General features: G+C 61.8%; 14 protein-coding genes. 2 read left to right on the top strand and 12 right to left on the bottom strand.

Annotated elements, in window-relative coordinates:
- Positions 1-206 precede the first annotated feature (206 nt).
- Positions 207-836 (top strand): glutathione S-transferase, encoded by a 630-nt coding sequence (locus tag ACZZ0Q_RS00975; protein ID WP_463540406.1) that lies wholly within the window; start codon positions 207-209, stop codon positions 834-836.
- Between the two features lie 178 nt (positions 837-1,014).
- On the opposite strand, the gene ACZZ0Q_RS00970 is transcribed toward ACZZ0Q_RS00975, so the two are convergent.
- The 6 genes from ACZZ0Q_RS00970 to rloA2 all read right to left on the bottom strand — a co-directional run bounded on the left by ACZZ0Q_RS00970 (position 1,015) and on the right by rloA2 (position 6,287).
- Positions 1,015-1,317, bottom strand: coding sequence for a hypothetical protein (locus tag ACZZ0Q_RS00970; RefSeq protein WP_463540407.1), 303 nt, complete (start codon positions 1,315-1,317; stop codon positions 1,015-1,017).
- 4 nt (positions 1,318-1,321) lie between these two features.
- Positions 1,322-2,701 (bottom strand): cell envelope integrity protein CreD, encoded by a 1,380-nt coding sequence (gene creD, locus ACZZ0Q_RS00965; RefSeq protein WP_463540408.1) that lies wholly within the window; start codon positions 2,699-2,701, stop codon positions 1,322-1,324.
- A 276-nt stretch (positions 2,702-2,977) separates the two neighbouring features.
- Positions 2,978-3,409 (bottom strand): CBS domain-containing protein, encoded by a 432-nt coding sequence (locus tag ACZZ0Q_RS00960; RefSeq protein WP_463384135.1) that lies wholly within the window; start codon positions 3,407-3,409, stop codon positions 2,978-2,980.
- 141 nt (positions 3,410-3,550) lie between these two features.
- Positions 3,551-4,978 carry a two-component system sensor histidine kinase CreC gene (gene creC, locus ACZZ0Q_RS00955; protein ID WP_463540409.1) on the bottom strand — a complete coding sequence of 476 codons (1,428 nt, stop codon included), beginning with the start codon at positions 4,976-4,978 and terminating at the stop codon, positions 3,551-3,553.
- On the bottom strand, positions 4,978-5,655 hold the full coding sequence (creB, locus tag ACZZ0Q_RS00950; RefSeq protein WP_463560206.1) for a two-component system response regulator CreB: 678 nt from the start codon (positions 5,653-5,655) through the stop codon (positions 4,978-4,980). The genes creC and creB overlap by 1 nt, the downstream gene beginning before the upstream one ends.
- Positions 5,656-5,786: 131 nt before the next feature.
- The gene (gene rloA2, locus ACZZ0Q_RS00945) at positions 5,787-6,287 is read right to left on the bottom strand and encodes a retropepsin-like aspartic peptidase RloA2 (protein ID WP_122492046.1); all 501 of its coding nucleotides are present in this window, start codon (positions 6,285-6,287) and stop codon (positions 5,787-5,789) included.
- Between the two features lie 190 nt (positions 6,288-6,477).
- On the opposite strand from rloA2, the gene ACZZ0Q_RS00940 reads away from it, so the two are divergent.
- Positions 6,478-7,371 (top strand): acyltransferase, encoded by an 894-nt coding sequence (locus ACZZ0Q_RS00940; protein WP_463540410.1) that lies wholly within the window; start codon positions 6,478-6,480, stop codon positions 7,369-7,371.
- Here ACZZ0Q_RS00940 and ACZZ0Q_RS00935 read toward each other — a convergent pair whose 3' ends face one another.
- From ACZZ0Q_RS00935 to ACZZ0Q_RS00910, 6 genes are all read right to left on the bottom strand, one after another.
- Positions 7,372-7,944 carry a DUF2780 domain-containing protein gene (locus tag ACZZ0Q_RS00935; protein ID WP_463540411.1) on the bottom strand — a complete coding sequence of 191 codons (573 nt, stop codon included), beginning with the start codon at positions 7,942-7,944 and terminating at the stop codon, positions 7,372-7,374.
- Between the two features lie 689 nt (positions 7,945-8,633).
- Complete coding sequence (gene fdhA / locus ACZZ0Q_RS00930) at positions 8,634-9,833, bottom strand: formaldehyde dehydrogenase, glutathione-independent (protein ID WP_463540412.1); 1,200 nt, start codon at positions 9,831-9,833, stop codon at positions 8,634-8,636.
- A 132-nt stretch (positions 9,834-9,965) separates the two neighbouring features.
- On the bottom strand, positions 9,966-10,823 hold the full coding sequence (gene purU / locus ACZZ0Q_RS00925; RefSeq protein ID WP_463384140.1) for a formyltetrahydrofolate deformylase: 858 nt from the start codon (positions 10,821-10,823) through the stop codon (positions 9,966-9,968).
- A 93-nt stretch (positions 10,824-10,916) separates the two neighbouring features.
- Positions 10,917-11,549, bottom strand: a complete 633-nt coding sequence (locus ACZZ0Q_RS00920) for a sarcosine oxidase subunit gamma (RefSeq protein WP_463540413.1) — start codon at positions 11,547-11,549, stop codon at positions 10,917-10,919.
- Between the two features lie 54 nt (positions 11,550-11,603).
- Positions 11,604-14,621, bottom strand: a complete 3,018-nt coding sequence (locus ACZZ0Q_RS00915; protein WP_463540414.1) for a sarcosine oxidase subunit alpha — start codon at positions 14,619-14,621, stop codon at positions 11,604-11,606.
- Positions 14,618-14,932 (bottom strand): sarcosine oxidase subunit delta, encoded by a 315-nt coding sequence (locus ACZZ0Q_RS00910; RefSeq protein WP_122492052.1) that lies wholly within the window; start codon positions 14,930-14,932, stop codon positions 14,618-14,620. Before ACZZ0Q_RS00910 ends, ACZZ0Q_RS00915 begins: the two co-directional genes overlap by 4 nt.
- Positions 14,933-14,978 lie beyond the last annotated feature (46 nt).

Genomic DNA, 14,978 nt, shown 5'->3' with positions numbered 1-14,978 from the left:
CACTGCACAAAGCCGCCGTCAGGCGGCTTTGTTGTTTAAAAAAAATCGAGGCTAAAGCCTCTCCTACAAGTTGCTCATTTCCTGTAGGAGAGGCTTTAGCCTCGATGCGTTCGCGGCCAAAACCGACAACTGTCGTGCCTGCGCTTGGCGCCTGGCGGCTTGGCGCTGTAGGGTTAGCGCCTTGCCTTTAACTTGAGAATCGCGCCATGTCTGCTGCCACCATGAAGCTGTTCCACAACCCCGCCTCGCCGTTCGTGCGCAAGGTGCTGGTGGTTCTCCACGAGACCGGCCAGCAGGAACGTGTCGAGCTGGAAACCGTGTTGCTCACCCCCACCAACCCCAACGCCGCCGTTATCGCCCATAACCCGGCGGGCAAGATTCCGGCGCTGCGTCTGGACGATGGTTCGCTGCTGCATGACAGCCGCGTGATCGTCGATTACCTCGACCACCAGCACGTCGGCGAACCGCTGATTCCGCGCGACGGTGCCAGCCGTTGGCGGCGGCTGACGTTGGCCTCGCTGGCCGATGCAGTGATGGATGCTGCCGTACTGATCCGCTACGAACTGGCCACCCGCCCGCAAGACAAACACTGGGCTGAATGGCTCGACGCTCAGCAGGCAAAAATCGTCCGCGCCCTGGGTGAGTTCGAGGAAGCGGCAGGCGCCGAGTTACCGAGTCGCTTCGACGTGGCCGCCATCGGCATCGCCTGTGCCCTCGGTTACCTCGACTTCCGCCAAGCCGAATTCGACTGGCGCCAGCAATTCCCAAGCCTGGCCACGTGGTACGCCGATGTCAGCCAGCGCCCCTCGATGTTGGCGACTCAGCCGCCGGTTTGATAAGCCCGCTCTCTCGTAGGTTGGGTCGGTCCGTGTTCGGTGAGCCGAAGGCGAAGCCCAACATTTTGCGCGCCACGTTGGGCTTCGCTTTGCTCGACCCAACCTACGAAAAGCGTTGCTATCTGACGCGCCAACTGGTGCCCAACCTGCGCATCTTCCCGCAACCCCACGTGCCCGCTCATTTGCTCATGCTCATGCGAAACAGCCCGGCGCCGACCAGCAGGGCGACTTGCCCCAGCGCCGCGCACATTTGCAGAAACGAGCGCACCGAGGCGTTTTCAATGGCGTCGGGGGCGCCGGTCAGGCTGATCCAGAAGCCTTCTGGCAACACCACCAGCGCGAGGTGCGCCAGGGGCTTGCCGGTGAGCACGATGAGGTTGATCACGTCGAAGCGCTGAGCAAACATCAGGCCCACCAGAATCAGCAGCGCAACAAACATACCCAGGGCCAGACAAGCGCCAAATTGCAGGACGATGCGCATGGCGTTATTCCCCCAACAGGCCAGGTTCAAGGGTCAGAGTCGGTTCGGCGTCGGGGGTTTTACCCACGCCATACCAGTCGAGTTTGCGGGTCAGCAGCATTACGCAGGCCAGCAGGCCGAACACCAGCAGTGAGCCCATCAGCAGCGCGTAATCCTCAGCGCTGAGCAGCACGTAGAGCACGCCGTAGAGCAGGCCCAACCCGGCGGTAAATCCAGCGCCGCGCAGCCAGCTGTGCAGCACGTGGCACACGTAGAACCCCACCAGCGACACACACGCGGCCGCCGATGCGGCGTAGGCCAGGGCGAATTCCAGGTGCTCGGAGAGCGACAGCAGCAACAGGTAAAACATCGCCAGGGCCAAGCCCACCAGACCGTATTGCACCGGGTGCACGGCCAGGCGTTTGAGCACTTCCATCAGGAAGAAGCCAGCAAACGTCAGGGCGATAAACAGCATGGCGTATTTGATGGCGCGGTCGGTTTTCAGGTACTGGTCGACCGGGTCGACAAAGCTCACGCCAAAGGTGCGCGCATCAAAGCTGCTGCAATTGGTGGTGGACACACAATCGCGCAGCACTTGCTCCATGTTGGTGGCGAAGAAACTGGTCTGCCACGTGGCGTTGAAACCCTGCGCGGTGATCTCACGTTCCACCGGCAGGAACTCGCCCATAAAGCTTGGGTGCGGCCAGTCCGAATGCAGCTGCACCTGGCTGTCGCGGCCGACCGGCACGACGCTGAAGCTGGAGGTGCCTTGCAGTTTCAGGTTGAAGGCGAAGGCGAAGTTCATGTCGACCGTGGTGTCGACTTTGCCCAGCGGCGCATGTACGCCGTTGGCCAGCATGTCGTCGCCAAAACCCGGTTCGAAGTCGAGCTTCTGGCCGTTGAGGTCTAGCTTCAATGCGTTGCTGATGCCTCGGATGTCGCTGATGCCCACCGCCAGGAACGGCTCATCGAACTGGTAATCGGCGAGGTCTTCGGTGATGCCGTAGTTGGCCGGCACTTCGAAATGGCCGCTGATCTGGTTGTCACTTTTGAACAGCCGCGCCTGGTAAATGCCACGGGCGCGCAGCTCGGTGCCGATGTCGCCGTTGAGGCTGAAGGTTTCCGGCAGCACGTACAGACGGCTCGAAATCGTGCGTTCTTCCTGATAGCGCACGCCGGTTTTTTCAGCGGTTTTCCATTCGCGAATTTTCTGCCGATACGGCACCACCAGAATCGGCCCGGTGATTTGTTGGCTATAGCTGGAGCTGCGGGCGATGTTGTCGAGCACGCCATTGCGCGCCGACTGCCGCTCGCCGATCAGGCCATCGATCATTAACAGGGGAATTAACAACAACAGAATCAGAAGGCCAATGGCCCCGAGTTTGATGCCCAGGCTGCGGTTCATCGCGGTGCTCTCCATGTGGTTGGGATGGAGAGAGTGTGGGGAGGCGCGGTGGAGGGGTTATGGGGGGAATGTGGAGAGTGTGTGGAGAAGCGAGAAGCGGCCCTCTCCCGCCCTTCGGGCACCCTCTCCCGCGCGCGGGCGAGGGAATTGGGCGACTACCGCGATTAAGCTCCCCTCTCCCGAAAACAAACTCAACTGCTCTGCTCCCCTCTCCCGCCTGCGGGAGAGGGGCCGGGGGTGAGGGCCGGCAGCGCCACTATTCCCGGCTATTTCCCCCTATTCCCCGCGAATGTACTGCTCCAAATGATTAATCAAACTCTCCTGCTCGGAAATGATGTCTTTCACCAGGTCACCAATAGACAACAAGCCGATCAACTTGCCCTCGTCCATCACCGGCAGGTGGCGCAGGTGGCCGTCGGTCATCAGTTGCATGCAGTGACGGTTGCCTTCTTTGGGGCTCACGGTGATGACCTTGGAGGTCATTATTTCGCTGACCGTGGCCGGGGAGGCGCGTTCGAGCATGGCGATTTTGCGCACGTAGTCGCGCTCACTGACGATGCCCACCAACTGCTCGCCTTGCATCACCACCAGCGCCCCGATGCCCTTCTCGCCCATGAGCTTCACGGCGTCGAGCACCGAGGTGTCAGGCGTGACACTGAAAATGGTGTTCCGCGTTTTTGACTTGAGGATTTCCGCAACCGTTTTCATACCCTGACTCCTGTGGCGTTCTTGTTCTCGCAGTGGCTTTCACATTTAGTGCCACCTGCAAGGCCGCCGGGCCTTGCGCGCTTGTTTGGACACTATTGAACAGGCTTTGCAGAGCGGTTACAGCGCTGAAAACGGCTTCTGCTAGTGCACCAGCGGCAGGCTCAAGCGAACCTCCACGCCTTCGTCGACGTTGCCAATTGTTATAGCACCACCATGCAGGCTGGCCACTTCCTGCACAAAGTTGAGGCCCAGGCCGGTGCTTTTGCGCCCACTTATCGGACGCGGCAAAGAGTAAAAACGTTCGGTCAAACGCGCCAGCGCATACTCGGGAATGGGCGCGCATTGGTTGAAAACGATCAGGGTCAGGGTGTCGTCCAACTGCTCGGCGGCAAAACGCAGCTGGCCGCCGGGCGGGGTGAAGTCCAGGGCGTTGTCGAGCAGATTGGCCAGCGCCTGCTGCAACAGGAAACGCTCGCCGCGCACCTGCACCTCGTCGGGCACCTGGTTTTCCACCTGCAAGCGGGCGCTGACGATGCGCGCCGCCTGCGCCTGCAATTGCTCCTCCACCAAGGCGCGGAGCGGCAGTGGCACGCGCTCGTCCAGGCCCTGACGTTGCTCGACCAGTGCCAGGTTGAGCAGCCGCTCGATCAACTGCTGCAAGCGCGCGCTTTCGGTTTGGATGTTGGCCACAAAGCGCTCGCGCTGCTGCGCCGGCATATCGCTTTCCAGCAATTCGGCAGCGCCGCGAATCGCTGCCAGCGGGCTTTTCAATTCGTGGGTCAGGGTGTGCACGTAGCGTTCGACGTAGGCCTTGCCCTCCAGCTCGCTGCGCATGTGCTCCAGCGCCTCGGCGAGCTGCTTCAACTCACCGCCCTGCAACGCCGGCAACGGGCTGCGCTCGCCGGCCGATACCGCCTGGGCGTAATCGGTGAGCCGACGCAGCGACGCGCTCAGCCACCACGACAGCAGCCCGCCCACCAGCAAGCCGAGCAGAATCAGCCCGGCGCCAAACCAGGCCAGGCGCTTCTGCGAGCGCTCGATATAGGGCTGCAAGGTGCGGCTCGGCTTGCTCACCGACACCACGCCAATAATCTTGCCCTCGTCTTTGATCGGCGCGGCCACGTACATCACCGAGGTTTCCGGGTCGCCCTCAACCTCACGCGTGGAGCGCGCGCCGTACTCGCCGCGCAGGGTCAGAAACACGTCGTTCCAGCGCGAATAATCCTGGCCCACGGCCACGCCTGTGGAGTCGACCAGCACCTTGCCGGTGGCGTCGGTGACGTAGATGCGGTGGCTGACTTCGCGTTTGGTCAGGCCCCAAATCTGCGCATGGGGTTGGCGTTGCCCGTAAGCCTGAAATTGCGCCTGCCAGTGCTGTTGATCAAGGCGGCCATTGCGCAGGTCATCGCGCAGCAACTCGGCGAGCAGGTTGGCGGTGTCGACCAGGGTTTCTTCGGTGGTCTGGCGCACGCCGGGGCGAATTTCGTCCATCACCGTGCTCAGCACAAACCAGCCAGACAAGCCGACGAACACAAAGTAGACGAGGAATATCCGGATCCCGAGCGGCATCAGTCCACCTTGATGCTGTAACCCAGGCCGCGATGGGTCTGGATCGGTTCGGCATCTGCCGTTACCTGGCGCAGCTTGGCGCGCAGGCTTTTGATGTGGCTGTCGATATTGCGCTCGTAGCCGGCTTCGGCCGGTACGCCGGCGGCGTCCAGCAACTGCTCGCGGCTGAACACCCGCAGCGGCTGGGCAACCAGCGTTTGCAGCAGGCGAAATTCGTGGCGGGTCAGGCCCAGCAGGTGGCCGTGGTAGTGAATCTGAAAGCGCTCGGCATCCACCGAAAACGCGCAGGCGCTGACGGGGGAGGCCGGCGCGCGCGGTTGCACGCGCTTGAGAATGGCTTTGACCCGCGCCGCCACTTCACGGGGGCTGAAGGGCTTGGTGACGTAGTCATCGGCACCGATTTCCAAGCCCACCACGCGGTCGATTTCGGCGTTGCGCGCCGTGAGGAAAATCACCGGCACTTCGGAAAAACGGCGCAGCTGTTTGCAGGCTTCGAAGCCGGTCATGTCCGGCAGGCCGACGTCGAGGATCAGCAGGTCAGCGGGGGTGCTTTGTTGGTAAGCCAACGCCTCGCCAGCCAGGGTCAGCCAGTGGGTGCTGTAGCCCTCACTTTGCAAGGCGTATATCAGGGTGTCGGCGATCGAGGCTTCGTCTTCGACCAACAGAATGGTGGGCATGTGCGTCCTGCAGCGGGGAAGGCAAGGCGCTCAATTTAGCATTGAGGGATAGGCGTGACACAGGGCCGCGATGCTTTGGAGCGTCAAAAGCATCGCGGCTAAAGCCGCTCCTACAGATCCCGGTCAGGCCATCAGCATTTCGGCTGCCCCGCCGTAAACCGCTTCGCCGGGTTCACGGCGGCGTCGAATTCACGCAGGGCCTTGGCGCCGATCAGCAGCGGGTAGTTGAAGCTGCTGCGGTCGGTGAGGTTGACCTCAATGATGCGGCTGGTGCCGTCCAGGCACATGCGCATGGCCACCACCGGGCGCTTCACCACTTCGGCGCTTTCTTCGCCTTCGTCTTCGTCGGCGCGGCTTTTGATTTTGCTGATGCGCGCCAGTTTGTGTTCGTACACTTTGTCGCTGGCGTCTTTAGTGGCCAGGCGGAAACGCACCCAGTCGTCACCGTCTTTTTTGAAGGTTTCGATGTCCTTGGCCGACAGCGAGGCGGTCAGCGCGCCGGTGTCCATTTTGGCTTTAAAGGTCTGGTCGATTTCCGGCAGCTTGATGTATTCGTAGCGGCCATACACGGTTGGCTCGGCGGCCATAACCGGCAGCGCCATCAGCGCTAACAGGGCGAGAACAGGTTTCACAGATCAGGTCACTCCAGGCGGTTAAGGGGGGCTGCATCAGGGCAGACAACGGCCCTTCATACACCGGTTCAGGTGAAGAAACTGTAGCGGACGCGGCAAAAAGTACGACGGTCCAAACTTCCAATCGGCGTATTGGACGGCGCGCCAGGCCTGATTATCATGGCCCGCTCGCGCTAAGTTAGGAGCCTTCATGCGCCGTTTGCTCACCGGTATGACCGTCGCCTTGCTGCTTTTGCTCAACACGTTGGTATTGATCGGTCCGTTGACCGTGCTTGCCCTGCTCAAACTCATTCTGCCCGGCAAACTACGCGCCGCCTGCTCGGCCGGCGTGGTGTGGATTGCCGAAACCTGGTCCGACATCGACAAATTTATCTTCGCTCTGTGCCTGCCCACGGTCTGGGACATTCGCGGCGACACCGAGCTGCGCATGGATCGCTCGTACCTGATGATCAGCAACCACCAATCGTGGGTCGACATTCCCGCACTGATGCAGGCCTTCAACCGCAAGGCGCCGTTCTTCAAGTTTTTCCTGAAAAAGGAACTGGTCTGGGTGCCCTTGCTGGGCCTGGCGTGGTGGGCGTTGGACTACCCGTTTATGAAGCGCTACTCCAAGGCCTACCTGGCCAAACACCCGGAGATGGCCGGCAAGGATTTGCTCATCACCCAGCAGGCCTGCGAAAAATTTCGCGACTTGCCGGTGAGCGTGGTGAATTACCTGGAGGGCACGCGCTGCACCCCGGCCAAGCAGGCCGAGCAGCAATCACCGTATCGGCATCTGCTCAAACCCAAAGCCGGCGGCGTCGCCTTCGTGCTGGCGAGCCTGGGTGAGCAACTGGACGCCATTCTCGACATCACCGTGTTCTACCCCGGCGCGCGCATTCCAGGCTTCTGGGACTTGCTGTGCGGGCGTGTGCCCAAGGTGGTGGTCGACATCCAGACCCTGCCCATGGACCCGGCGCTGTGGCAAGGCGACTACCAGAACGACCCAAGATTTCGCGTGTACATGCAGACCTGGATTTCAGAACGCTGGGCCGAAAAAGACGCCCGGCTCAGCGCCATGAAAGCAGAACAGGCCGCCGCGTAATCAGCCGGCCGGCTTCCACAGGCTGCCAAGGTTACCCAACAGCGAATTGCCGACGCCCTGCTGGCCGAGGTACTGCAACAACAGCGGCGCGAATTGGCCGATCATGCCGCTGTCCATACCCAAGGCACCGAAGGCGGCGCTGAGGTCTTGCGGGTTATTCACATTCGCCACCGCCGCCGCGGCTTCCGGGCTCACCGGTTTGCTGGCCGACTTACCCAGCAAACTGCTCAACGAACCCAACTGCGCCAGGCCGTTTGCCCCCTCGAATTTTTGCAGGCCCGGCACGGTTTGCGTCAGCTCACCGTACTGATTACCCGGCAATTGATGCTTCGCCAACCCCAACATCGCCCCGGTGCCACCCACAGCCTGCTCCGGCGAGACCTTCAACTGCTTGAGCGCCGCCAGCAATTGCAAATTCTCCGGATTACTCAACAACGACGCCGAAGCATCACCGCCCTTGCCACCCTGACTGGCCGAATACAGCGCCGCCGCATCATTCAAATTGAACGCAAACGCCTGGCAACTCAGCACAGACAACGCAGCCAGCAACACCAAACGACGGGGAGCAGACATCGGCAAAACCTCAGCGGGGGATAGAAAGCGGTTGGACTGGAGGGAACCGGTGATGTTCCCGGGGGGCAGGATTATGCCGCAAAAGCATCGCGGCTAAAGCCGCTCCTACACACAGCGCACCACCACCACCACCACCCCCCTGTAGGAGCGGCTTCAGCCGCGAGATTTTGATCTCCCGCTTTTGATCTGGCTTGTGATTTACCCGCCCCGTTTATCGCAGGCCGAGTGGAGTCGACGCGCAGGGGGTTGAGCGGCAGGGAGCCGCGAAAGGCGTGTCGGGCCAAGGATGGCCCGTCTCGCCGTGCCCCCGGAGTGGCGACGGAGGGAGGGGACCTGGAGCGCAGCGGAAGGCCAAGGTAGGGGCTAGACCTTTTGGCTTCTTTTGGGGCAATGCCAAAAGAAGCTCGCGCGTAAGGCGCGAAACAAAACGTTCAGCGGATGCGGTAATGAATACCTCCGTCCATGCCACATGCGTAAGGCTCAAAATTCTGGATCCCCGCGTGCGCGAGGATGACGGAGGTTTGGATTCGGGGCGGCGTAATGTTGGGCTTCGCCTGCGGCTCAACCCAACCTATGCACAACCTACGCACTGGACCGTCGCTTTCGCGAGGATGACGGAGGTGTGGGCAGATTCACGCGGTCTGTAAGCGCCCAAAAACAAAAAAGGCAGCCCTTAGGCTGCCTCATCCTCACGCCGCACTAAACGACTTATGCGGATCAATCACAAACTTCTTCGGCACCCCGGCATCAAACTCGCCATACCCACGCGGCGCGTCATCCAGGCTGATCACCTGCACCCCAACCACCTCAGCAATATTGATGCGGTCCCACATAATCGCCTGCATCAACTGCCGGTTGTACTTCATCGTCGGCGTCTGCCCAGTATGGAAACTGTGCGACTTGGCCCAGCCCAAACCAAAACGAATACTCAGGCTGCCCATCTTCGCCGCCTGGTCGATAGCACCCGGATCTTCGGTGACGTACAAGCCAGGAATACCAATCTTGCCGGCCACCCGCACCACACCCATCAGCGAGTTGAGCACGGTCGCAGGCGCTTCGTGCTGCGCACCGGCGTGACCATGGCCGCGTGCTTCAAAGCCCACGGCATCGACGGCGCAGTCCACTTCAGGCTCGCCCAGCAACGCGGCGATCTGTTCGTGCAGCGGTGTGTCGGTCGACAGGTCGGCAATCTCGAAACCCTGAGCCTTGGCGTGGGCCAGGCGCACCGGGTTGACGTCGCCGATGATGACTACCGCCGCACCCAGCAAGCGCGCCGAGGCAGCCGCCGCCAGGCCGACAGGGCCAGCGCCGGCTACGTACACGGTGCTGCCCGGGCCAACGCCAGCAGTGACGGCGCCGTGGTAGCCGGTGGGCAAAATGTCGGAGAGGCAGGTCAGGTCACGGATTTTTTCCATGGCCTTGTCGCGGTCCGGCAGTTTCAGCAGGTTGAAGTCGGCATACGGCACCAGCACGTATTCGGCCTGACCGCCGACCCAGTCGCCCATGTCGACATAACCGTAAGCACCGCCAGGGCGCGCCGGGTTTACGGTCAGGCAAACACCGGTGTGCTGTTCTTTGCACGAGCGGCAGCGGCCGCACGCCACGTTGAACGGCACCGACACCAAGTCACCGATTTTCAGGTGCTCGACGTCGCTGCCTTTCTCGATCACTTCGCCGGTAATTTCATGGCCCAGCACCAGGCCGACCTGCGCGGTGGTACGGCCACGGACCATGTGCTGGTCGGAGCCGCAAATGTTGGTGGACACCACTTTGAGAATGACCCCGTGCTCGATCTTGCGCCCACGCGGGTCCTGCATTTTCGGGTAGTCGATTTTCTGCACTTCGACCTTGCCCGCGCCGAGATAAACGACGCCACGATTACCAGACATAGGTGATTCTCCGTTTGTTGTTGTGGTTACAAAGGCGCAGCCAAAACGCACTGCGCGGCCCTGCATTGGAGGTTGTTGGGTGAAGCCAAAGAGGCCGCTATAGGCAGCGCGGAATGCCCTCTTCGGATGGGGTTACAAAACCACCGTCCGGCTCGCGTTCAAAAAAACGCGCCGTTCAATATGGAAACCCACGGCCTTGGCCAGGGTCAGGCATTCGATGTCGCGGCCTTTGGCGATCAGGTCTTCGGGGTAGTGGCTGTGGTCTACCGGCTCGACGCCCTGGGCGATGATCGGGCCTTCGTCGAGGTCGTTGTTGATGTAGTGCGCGGTGGCGCCAACCAGCTTCACGCCCTTTTCGTAGGCCTGGTGATACGGCTTGGCGCCCTTGAAGCCGGGCAGCAATGAGTGGTGAATGTTGATGGCCCAGCCGTCCAGCTTGCGGCACAGCTCGGGCGACAGTACTTGCATGTAGCGGGCAAGAATCACCAGCTCGGCGCCGGTGTCGGCGATCACTTGCATCACTTTGCGCTCTTGCGCCGGCTTGTCGGCCGGGTCGAGGGGGAAGTGGTGGTAAGGAATGCCGTGCCAGCGGGCGAGTGGTTCGAGGTCGGGGTGGTTGGACACCACGGCCACCACGTCCATCGGCAACTGCCCGATGCGTTGGCGATAGAGCAGGTCGTTCAGGCAGTGATCGGCTTTGGACACCATGATCACCACCTTGCTGCGGTAGTTCGGTGGCGTCAGCTCGAAGTCCATGCCGAAACTACCGACGCGTGCTGCCAGCCCGTCGCGAAAGTCCAGCTCGGCGAACACGTCCGGCTGGCGGAATTCAACGCGAATGAAAAACCGCGACGACAGACGATCATCAAAGCTGTGGTGCTCGGTGACGTAGCAGCCCTGCTCGAACAGATAACGCGTCACCGCATCCACCGTGCCGAGAATGCTCGGGCACGAAGCGGTGAGAATCCAGGTATCGGGGGTGCGGCTCATGCTGTTCTCCGGGAGATACCGACAATCGCGTAGGAGCGGCTTCAGCCGCGATGCTCTTGAAAAGCATCGCGGCTGAAGCCGCTCCTACAGGGACTACGATGCTTTTACCGCTAAGCCAAACTCCTGGCTCGCATCCTGCAGCCACAGCCAGAAGTAGTCGCTGAAGCTGCGGCGTACCAGCAGCTCCCAGGTGTTTTCGGCGGTGTGGCGGATCACCAGTTGCGACTTGGCGAAGGTGGTGCCCACGGCTTTGCCCACCGGGAAATTGTTGGGGTGCACGTCGTAGCTGGTGGATTTTTTCAGCAGCTCGCGCACGTGGGTGCCGGTCAGTTCCAGCAGGGTTTGGCCGCCGCTGACGTTGACGATTTGTATGTGCTGGCCGTCCAGCGCTTCACGCAGTTTTTTCTCGGCGTCGAACTCGGTGCCGCCTGGCACGATGAGCAGCCATTCATCCGGGCCCATCCACTGCAACGAGGTTTCGCCCGCGCTGATCACCGCCAGCGCGCCGGGCAATTCCAGGCCGGTGGCTTTGTGCACGGCGCCGGCAAACGCGGCGTCGTGGCCGTCGCCGCGAAGGGTCAGGTGGCCGAGCAGTTTGCGTTCGCGCAGTTGAATGCCGGCGCTGGCTTTGCCTTTGCCGGCGGCGTCGGCCAGGCCGGCGTGGTGCAGCGGCGACTCGGCTTTGCCAGCTTCAGGGCGCTGCTGGTACACGTTGATAGCTGTCATAAAGACCTCGCGAATAAAACGTCCGGCATTGCGGTAAGGGTGTGATTCAGGGAGTCAAACATTCTGTTGCTCCCCTTTCGGATCGAAGAACACCGAGCTGCAAATTTCCGCTTCCACGAAACGGCCATCGGCCAACGGCGCCCACACCTTCTCGCCCATGCGTTTCAGGCCGCCTTTAACCATTGCCAGGGCAAAGCTGTAGCCCAGGCTGGCGCTGTAGTAGCTGGAGGTGACGTGGCCGACCATGGCCATGGGAATCTGCTGTTTGGTGTCGAACACCAGTTGCGCGCCTTCGGGCAGCACGAACTTGGGGTCTACCGGTTTCAGGCCAACCAGCTGTTTGCGGTTTTCGCGCACGCAGTCTTCGCGGTTCATGCCGCGCCAGCCGATCCAAGAGAACGGTTTGGTCCGGCCCACGCACCAGCCCATGTTCAGGTCGTCCGGGGTGACCGAGCCGTCGGTGTCTTGGCCGACGATGATGAAGCCCTTCTCGGCCCGCAGTACGTGCATGGTTTCGGTGCCGTACGGGGTCAGGTTGTATGACTTGCCGGCGGCGACGATTTTTTCCAGCACGCCCATGGCGTAGTCGGCCTGCACGTTGATTTCGTAGGACAGCTCACCGGTAAACGAGATACGGAACACCCGCGCCGGCACACCGCCAACCAGGCCTTCTTTCCAGGTCATGAACGGGAAGCCGTCGCGGTCCAGGTCGATGTCCGTCACTTCGCTGAGCAGCTTGCGGCTGTTGGGGCCGGACAAGGTCATGGTGGCCCAGTGGTCGGTCACAGAAGTGAAGTACACCTTGAGGTCCGGCCACTCGGTCTGGTGGTAAATCTCCAGCCACTGCATCACGCGGGCAGCGCCGCCGGTGGTGGTGGTCATCAGGAAATGGTTGTCGGCCAGGCACGCGGTCACGCCGTCGTCGAAGACCATGCCGTCTTCTTTGCACATCAGGCCGTAGCGGGCTTTGCCCACGTCAAGTTTGGTCCAGGCGTTGGTGTACACGCGGTTGAGAAACTCGCGGGCATCGGGGCCTTGAATGTCGATTTTGCCGAGGGTGGAGGCGTCCAGCAGGCCGACGCTGTCGCGCACGGCTTTGCATTCACGTGCCACGGCGGAGTGCAGGTCTTCACCGTTTTTCGGGAAGTACCAGGGCCGTTTCCACTGGCCCACATCTTCGAACTCGGCGCCTTGTGCCAGGTGCCAGGCGTGCAGTGCGGTGTAGCGCACCGGGTCGAACAGCGCGCCGCAATTGCGCCCGGCTACCGAGCCGAAAGTCACCGGCGTGTAGTTGGGGCGGAACATCGTGGTGCCCATCTGGGTAATGCTGATGCCCAGCGAACGCGCGGCAATCGCCAACCCGTTGATGTTGCCAAGCTTGCCCTGATCGGTCCCAAAACCCAGCGCGGTGTAGCGCTTAACGTGCTCGACCGACTCAAAGCCTTCACGGGTGGCCAGTTCGATACCGGCGCTGGTGACGTCGTTTTGCAGGTCGACGAATTGTTTCGGGCCACGGGCGGTGGATTTTTCGTGAGGCACCTGGAACAAGGCGATGCTCGGCTCTTCACTGCGCGCGGCCACGTTTGGCACTTCACCCGTGACAGGTGCAAAACCGATTTCACCGGCGGCTTTCACGCCGGCCTCGAACCCATCGGCCAGCACATCGCCGAGTTGGAATACACCGTTAACGGCACCGGCACACACGCGCTTCTGGAAACCTTCGCCGGGCACGAATGCCAGCAGGTCCTCACGCCAGGTCGGCTTGCCGCCCAGGTGCGAGGCCAGGTGAACGACCGGGCTGTAGCCGCCGGAAGTGGCCACGGTGTCGCAGTCCAGCCACTCGCCGGGGCTGGTGACTTTATGGGCAACCGGGTCGATGGCGGCGATACGCGCCGCACTCACGCGCTTGCTGCCACGGGTTTCGATGACGGCGCTGCCGGTGAGCACGCGCACGCCTTTGGCGCGGGCCTCTTCCACCCAGGCGCCCCGTGGGTTCGGGCGGGCATCGGCGATGGCGACCACTTTCAGGCCGGCTTCGAGCCAGTCGAGCGCAACGCGGTAGGCGAAGTCGTTGGTGGTCGACAGCACCAGCTGTTTGCCCGGCGCCACGCCGTAACGGCGTACATACGTCGAGATGGCGCCGGCGAGCATGTTGCCCGGCACATCGTTATTGCCATACACCAGCGGCCGCTCATGGGCGCCCGTGGCCAGGACCACACGTTTAGCACGCACGCGGTGCATGCGTTGACGCGTCTCGCCCAGCGGGGCGGTTTCGCCCAAGTGGTCGAAACGGCGCTCGTGAATGGTGAGGAAGTTATGGTCGTGGTAGCCGTTCACCGTGGCGCGCGGCAGCAGCAGCACTTCAGGCATGGCTTTTAATTCGGCCACGGCTTTGGCCACCCAGTCGGCAGCCGGACGGCCATCGAGGCTTTCGCGGCTGTCGAGCAACTGGCCGCCGAACTCTTCTTGCTCATCGGCCAGAATCACCCGCGCACCGGCACGGCCGGCCGCCAGCGCAGCGGCCAGACCGGCAGCGCCACCGCCGACCACCAGCACGTCGCAGTGCTGGTTCATGTGGTCGTAGCGATCGGGATCATTTTCCTTCGGCGCACGGCCCAGGCCTGCGGCTTTGCGGATGTACTTCTCGTAGGTCATCCACATCGACTGCGGGTACATAAAGGTTTTGTAGTAAAAGCCGGGCGCCATCATGTCGCCGCCGACCTTGCCAAGAATGCCCATTACATCGTTGTTCACGCTCGGCCAGCCGTTCGTGCTGGTGGCGACGAGGCCGCTGTAAAGCGCTTGTTGCGTGGCGCGCACGTTGGGGATTTGCGTGGCTTCGCGAGAGCCGATTTGCAGCACGGCGTTGGGCTCTTCAGCACCGGCGGCGACGATGCCGCGAGGGCGCGAATACTTGAAGCTGCGGCCGATGATGTCGACGCCATTGGCCAGCAACGCGGCCGCCAGGGTGTCGCCAGCGAAACCTTGGTAGGTGGTGCCGTTGAAGGTGAAGGTCAGCGGCTGGTTACGGTTGATCCGGCCACCGTTACTCAGGCGGTTGATCTGGCTCATGCCTGTTCTCCTGCGGCGCTGGCTTTCGGTTTGGCGGTCACCGAGGGCTTCTCGCCAATTTTGTAGGTTTCGAAAATTTCGTAGCTGATGGTGTCGCGCGTCGCGTTGAAGTACTGGCGGCAACCGGCGGCGTGAATCCACAGCTCGTGGTGAATGCCACGGGGGTTGTCGCGGAAGAACAGGTAATCGCCCCACTCCTGGTCAGTGCAGGCGTTGGGGTCGAGCGGGCGCGGAATATGCGCCTGGCCGGCCGCGTGAAATTCCTCTTCAGCGCGTAGCTCGCCACAGTGAGGGCAGAAAATTTGCAGCATGGCCGTACCTCCAGAATTCGTTTGCTTACCTCCCCTCTGCCCGCTT

The sequence above is a fragment of the Pseudomonas sp. AC070 genome, from assembly GCF_979258635.1.
The sequence above is the reverse complement of the archived record's forward strand: the minus strand, read 5'-3'. Positions and strand labels throughout refer to the sequence as shown.

What these genes read in the sequence shown, in the direction of transcription:
- ACZZ0Q_RS00960 (WP_463384135.1), bottom strand. Translation starts at nt 3,409, where the DNA reads ATGAAAACGGTTGCGGAAATCCTCAAGTCAAAAACGCGGAACACCATT.
- ACZZ0Q_RS00920 (WP_463540413.1), bottom strand. Translation starts at nt 11,549, where the DNA reads ATGACAGCTATCAACGTGTACCAGCAGCGCCCTGAAGCTGGCAAAGCC.
- creB (WP_463560206.1), bottom strand. Translation starts at nt 5,655, where the DNA reads ATGCCCACCATTCTGTTGGTCGAAGACGAAGCCTCGATCGCCGACACC.
- creD (WP_463540408.1), bottom strand. Translation starts at nt 2,701, where the DNA reads ATGAACCGCAGCCTGGGCATCAAACTCGGGGCCATTGGCCTTCTGATT.
- ACZZ0Q_RS00940 (WP_463540410.1), top strand. Translation starts at nt 6,478, where the DNA reads ATGCGCCGTTTGCTCACCGGTATGACCGTCGCCTTGCTGCTTTTGCTC.
- purU (WP_463384140.1), bottom strand. Translation starts at nt 10,823, where the DNA reads ATGAGCCGCACCCCCGATACCTGGATTCTCACCGCTTCGTGCCCGAGC.
- creC (WP_463540409.1), bottom strand. Translation starts at nt 4,978, where the DNA reads ATGCCGCTCGGGATCCGGATATTCCTCGTCTACTTTGTGTTCGTCGGC.
- ACZZ0Q_RS00910 (WP_122492052.1), bottom strand. Translation starts at nt 14,932, where the DNA reads ATGCTGCAAATTTTCTGCCCTCACTGTGGCGAGCTACGCGCTGAAGAG.
- ACZZ0Q_RS00935 (WP_463540411.1), bottom strand. Translation starts at nt 7,944, where the DNA reads ATGTCTGCTCCCCGTCGTTTGGTGTTGCTGGCTGCGTTGTCTGTGCTG.
- ACZZ0Q_RS00975 (WP_463540406.1), top strand. Translation starts at nt 207, where the DNA reads ATGTCTGCTGCCACCATGAAGCTGTTCCACAACCCCGCCTCGCCGTTC.
- ACZZ0Q_RS00915 (WP_463540414.1), bottom strand. Translation starts at nt 14,621, where the DNA reads ATGAGCCAGATCAACCGCCTGAGTAACGGTGGCCGGATCAACCGTAAC.
- fdhA (WP_463540412.1), bottom strand. Translation starts at nt 9,833, where the DNA reads ATGTCTGGTAATCGTGGCGTCGTTTATCTCGGCGCGGGCAAGGTCGAA.
- ACZZ0Q_RS00970 (WP_463540407.1), bottom strand. Translation starts at nt 1,317, where the DNA reads ATGCGCATCGTCCTGCAATTTGGCGCTTGTCTGGCCCTGGGTATGTTT.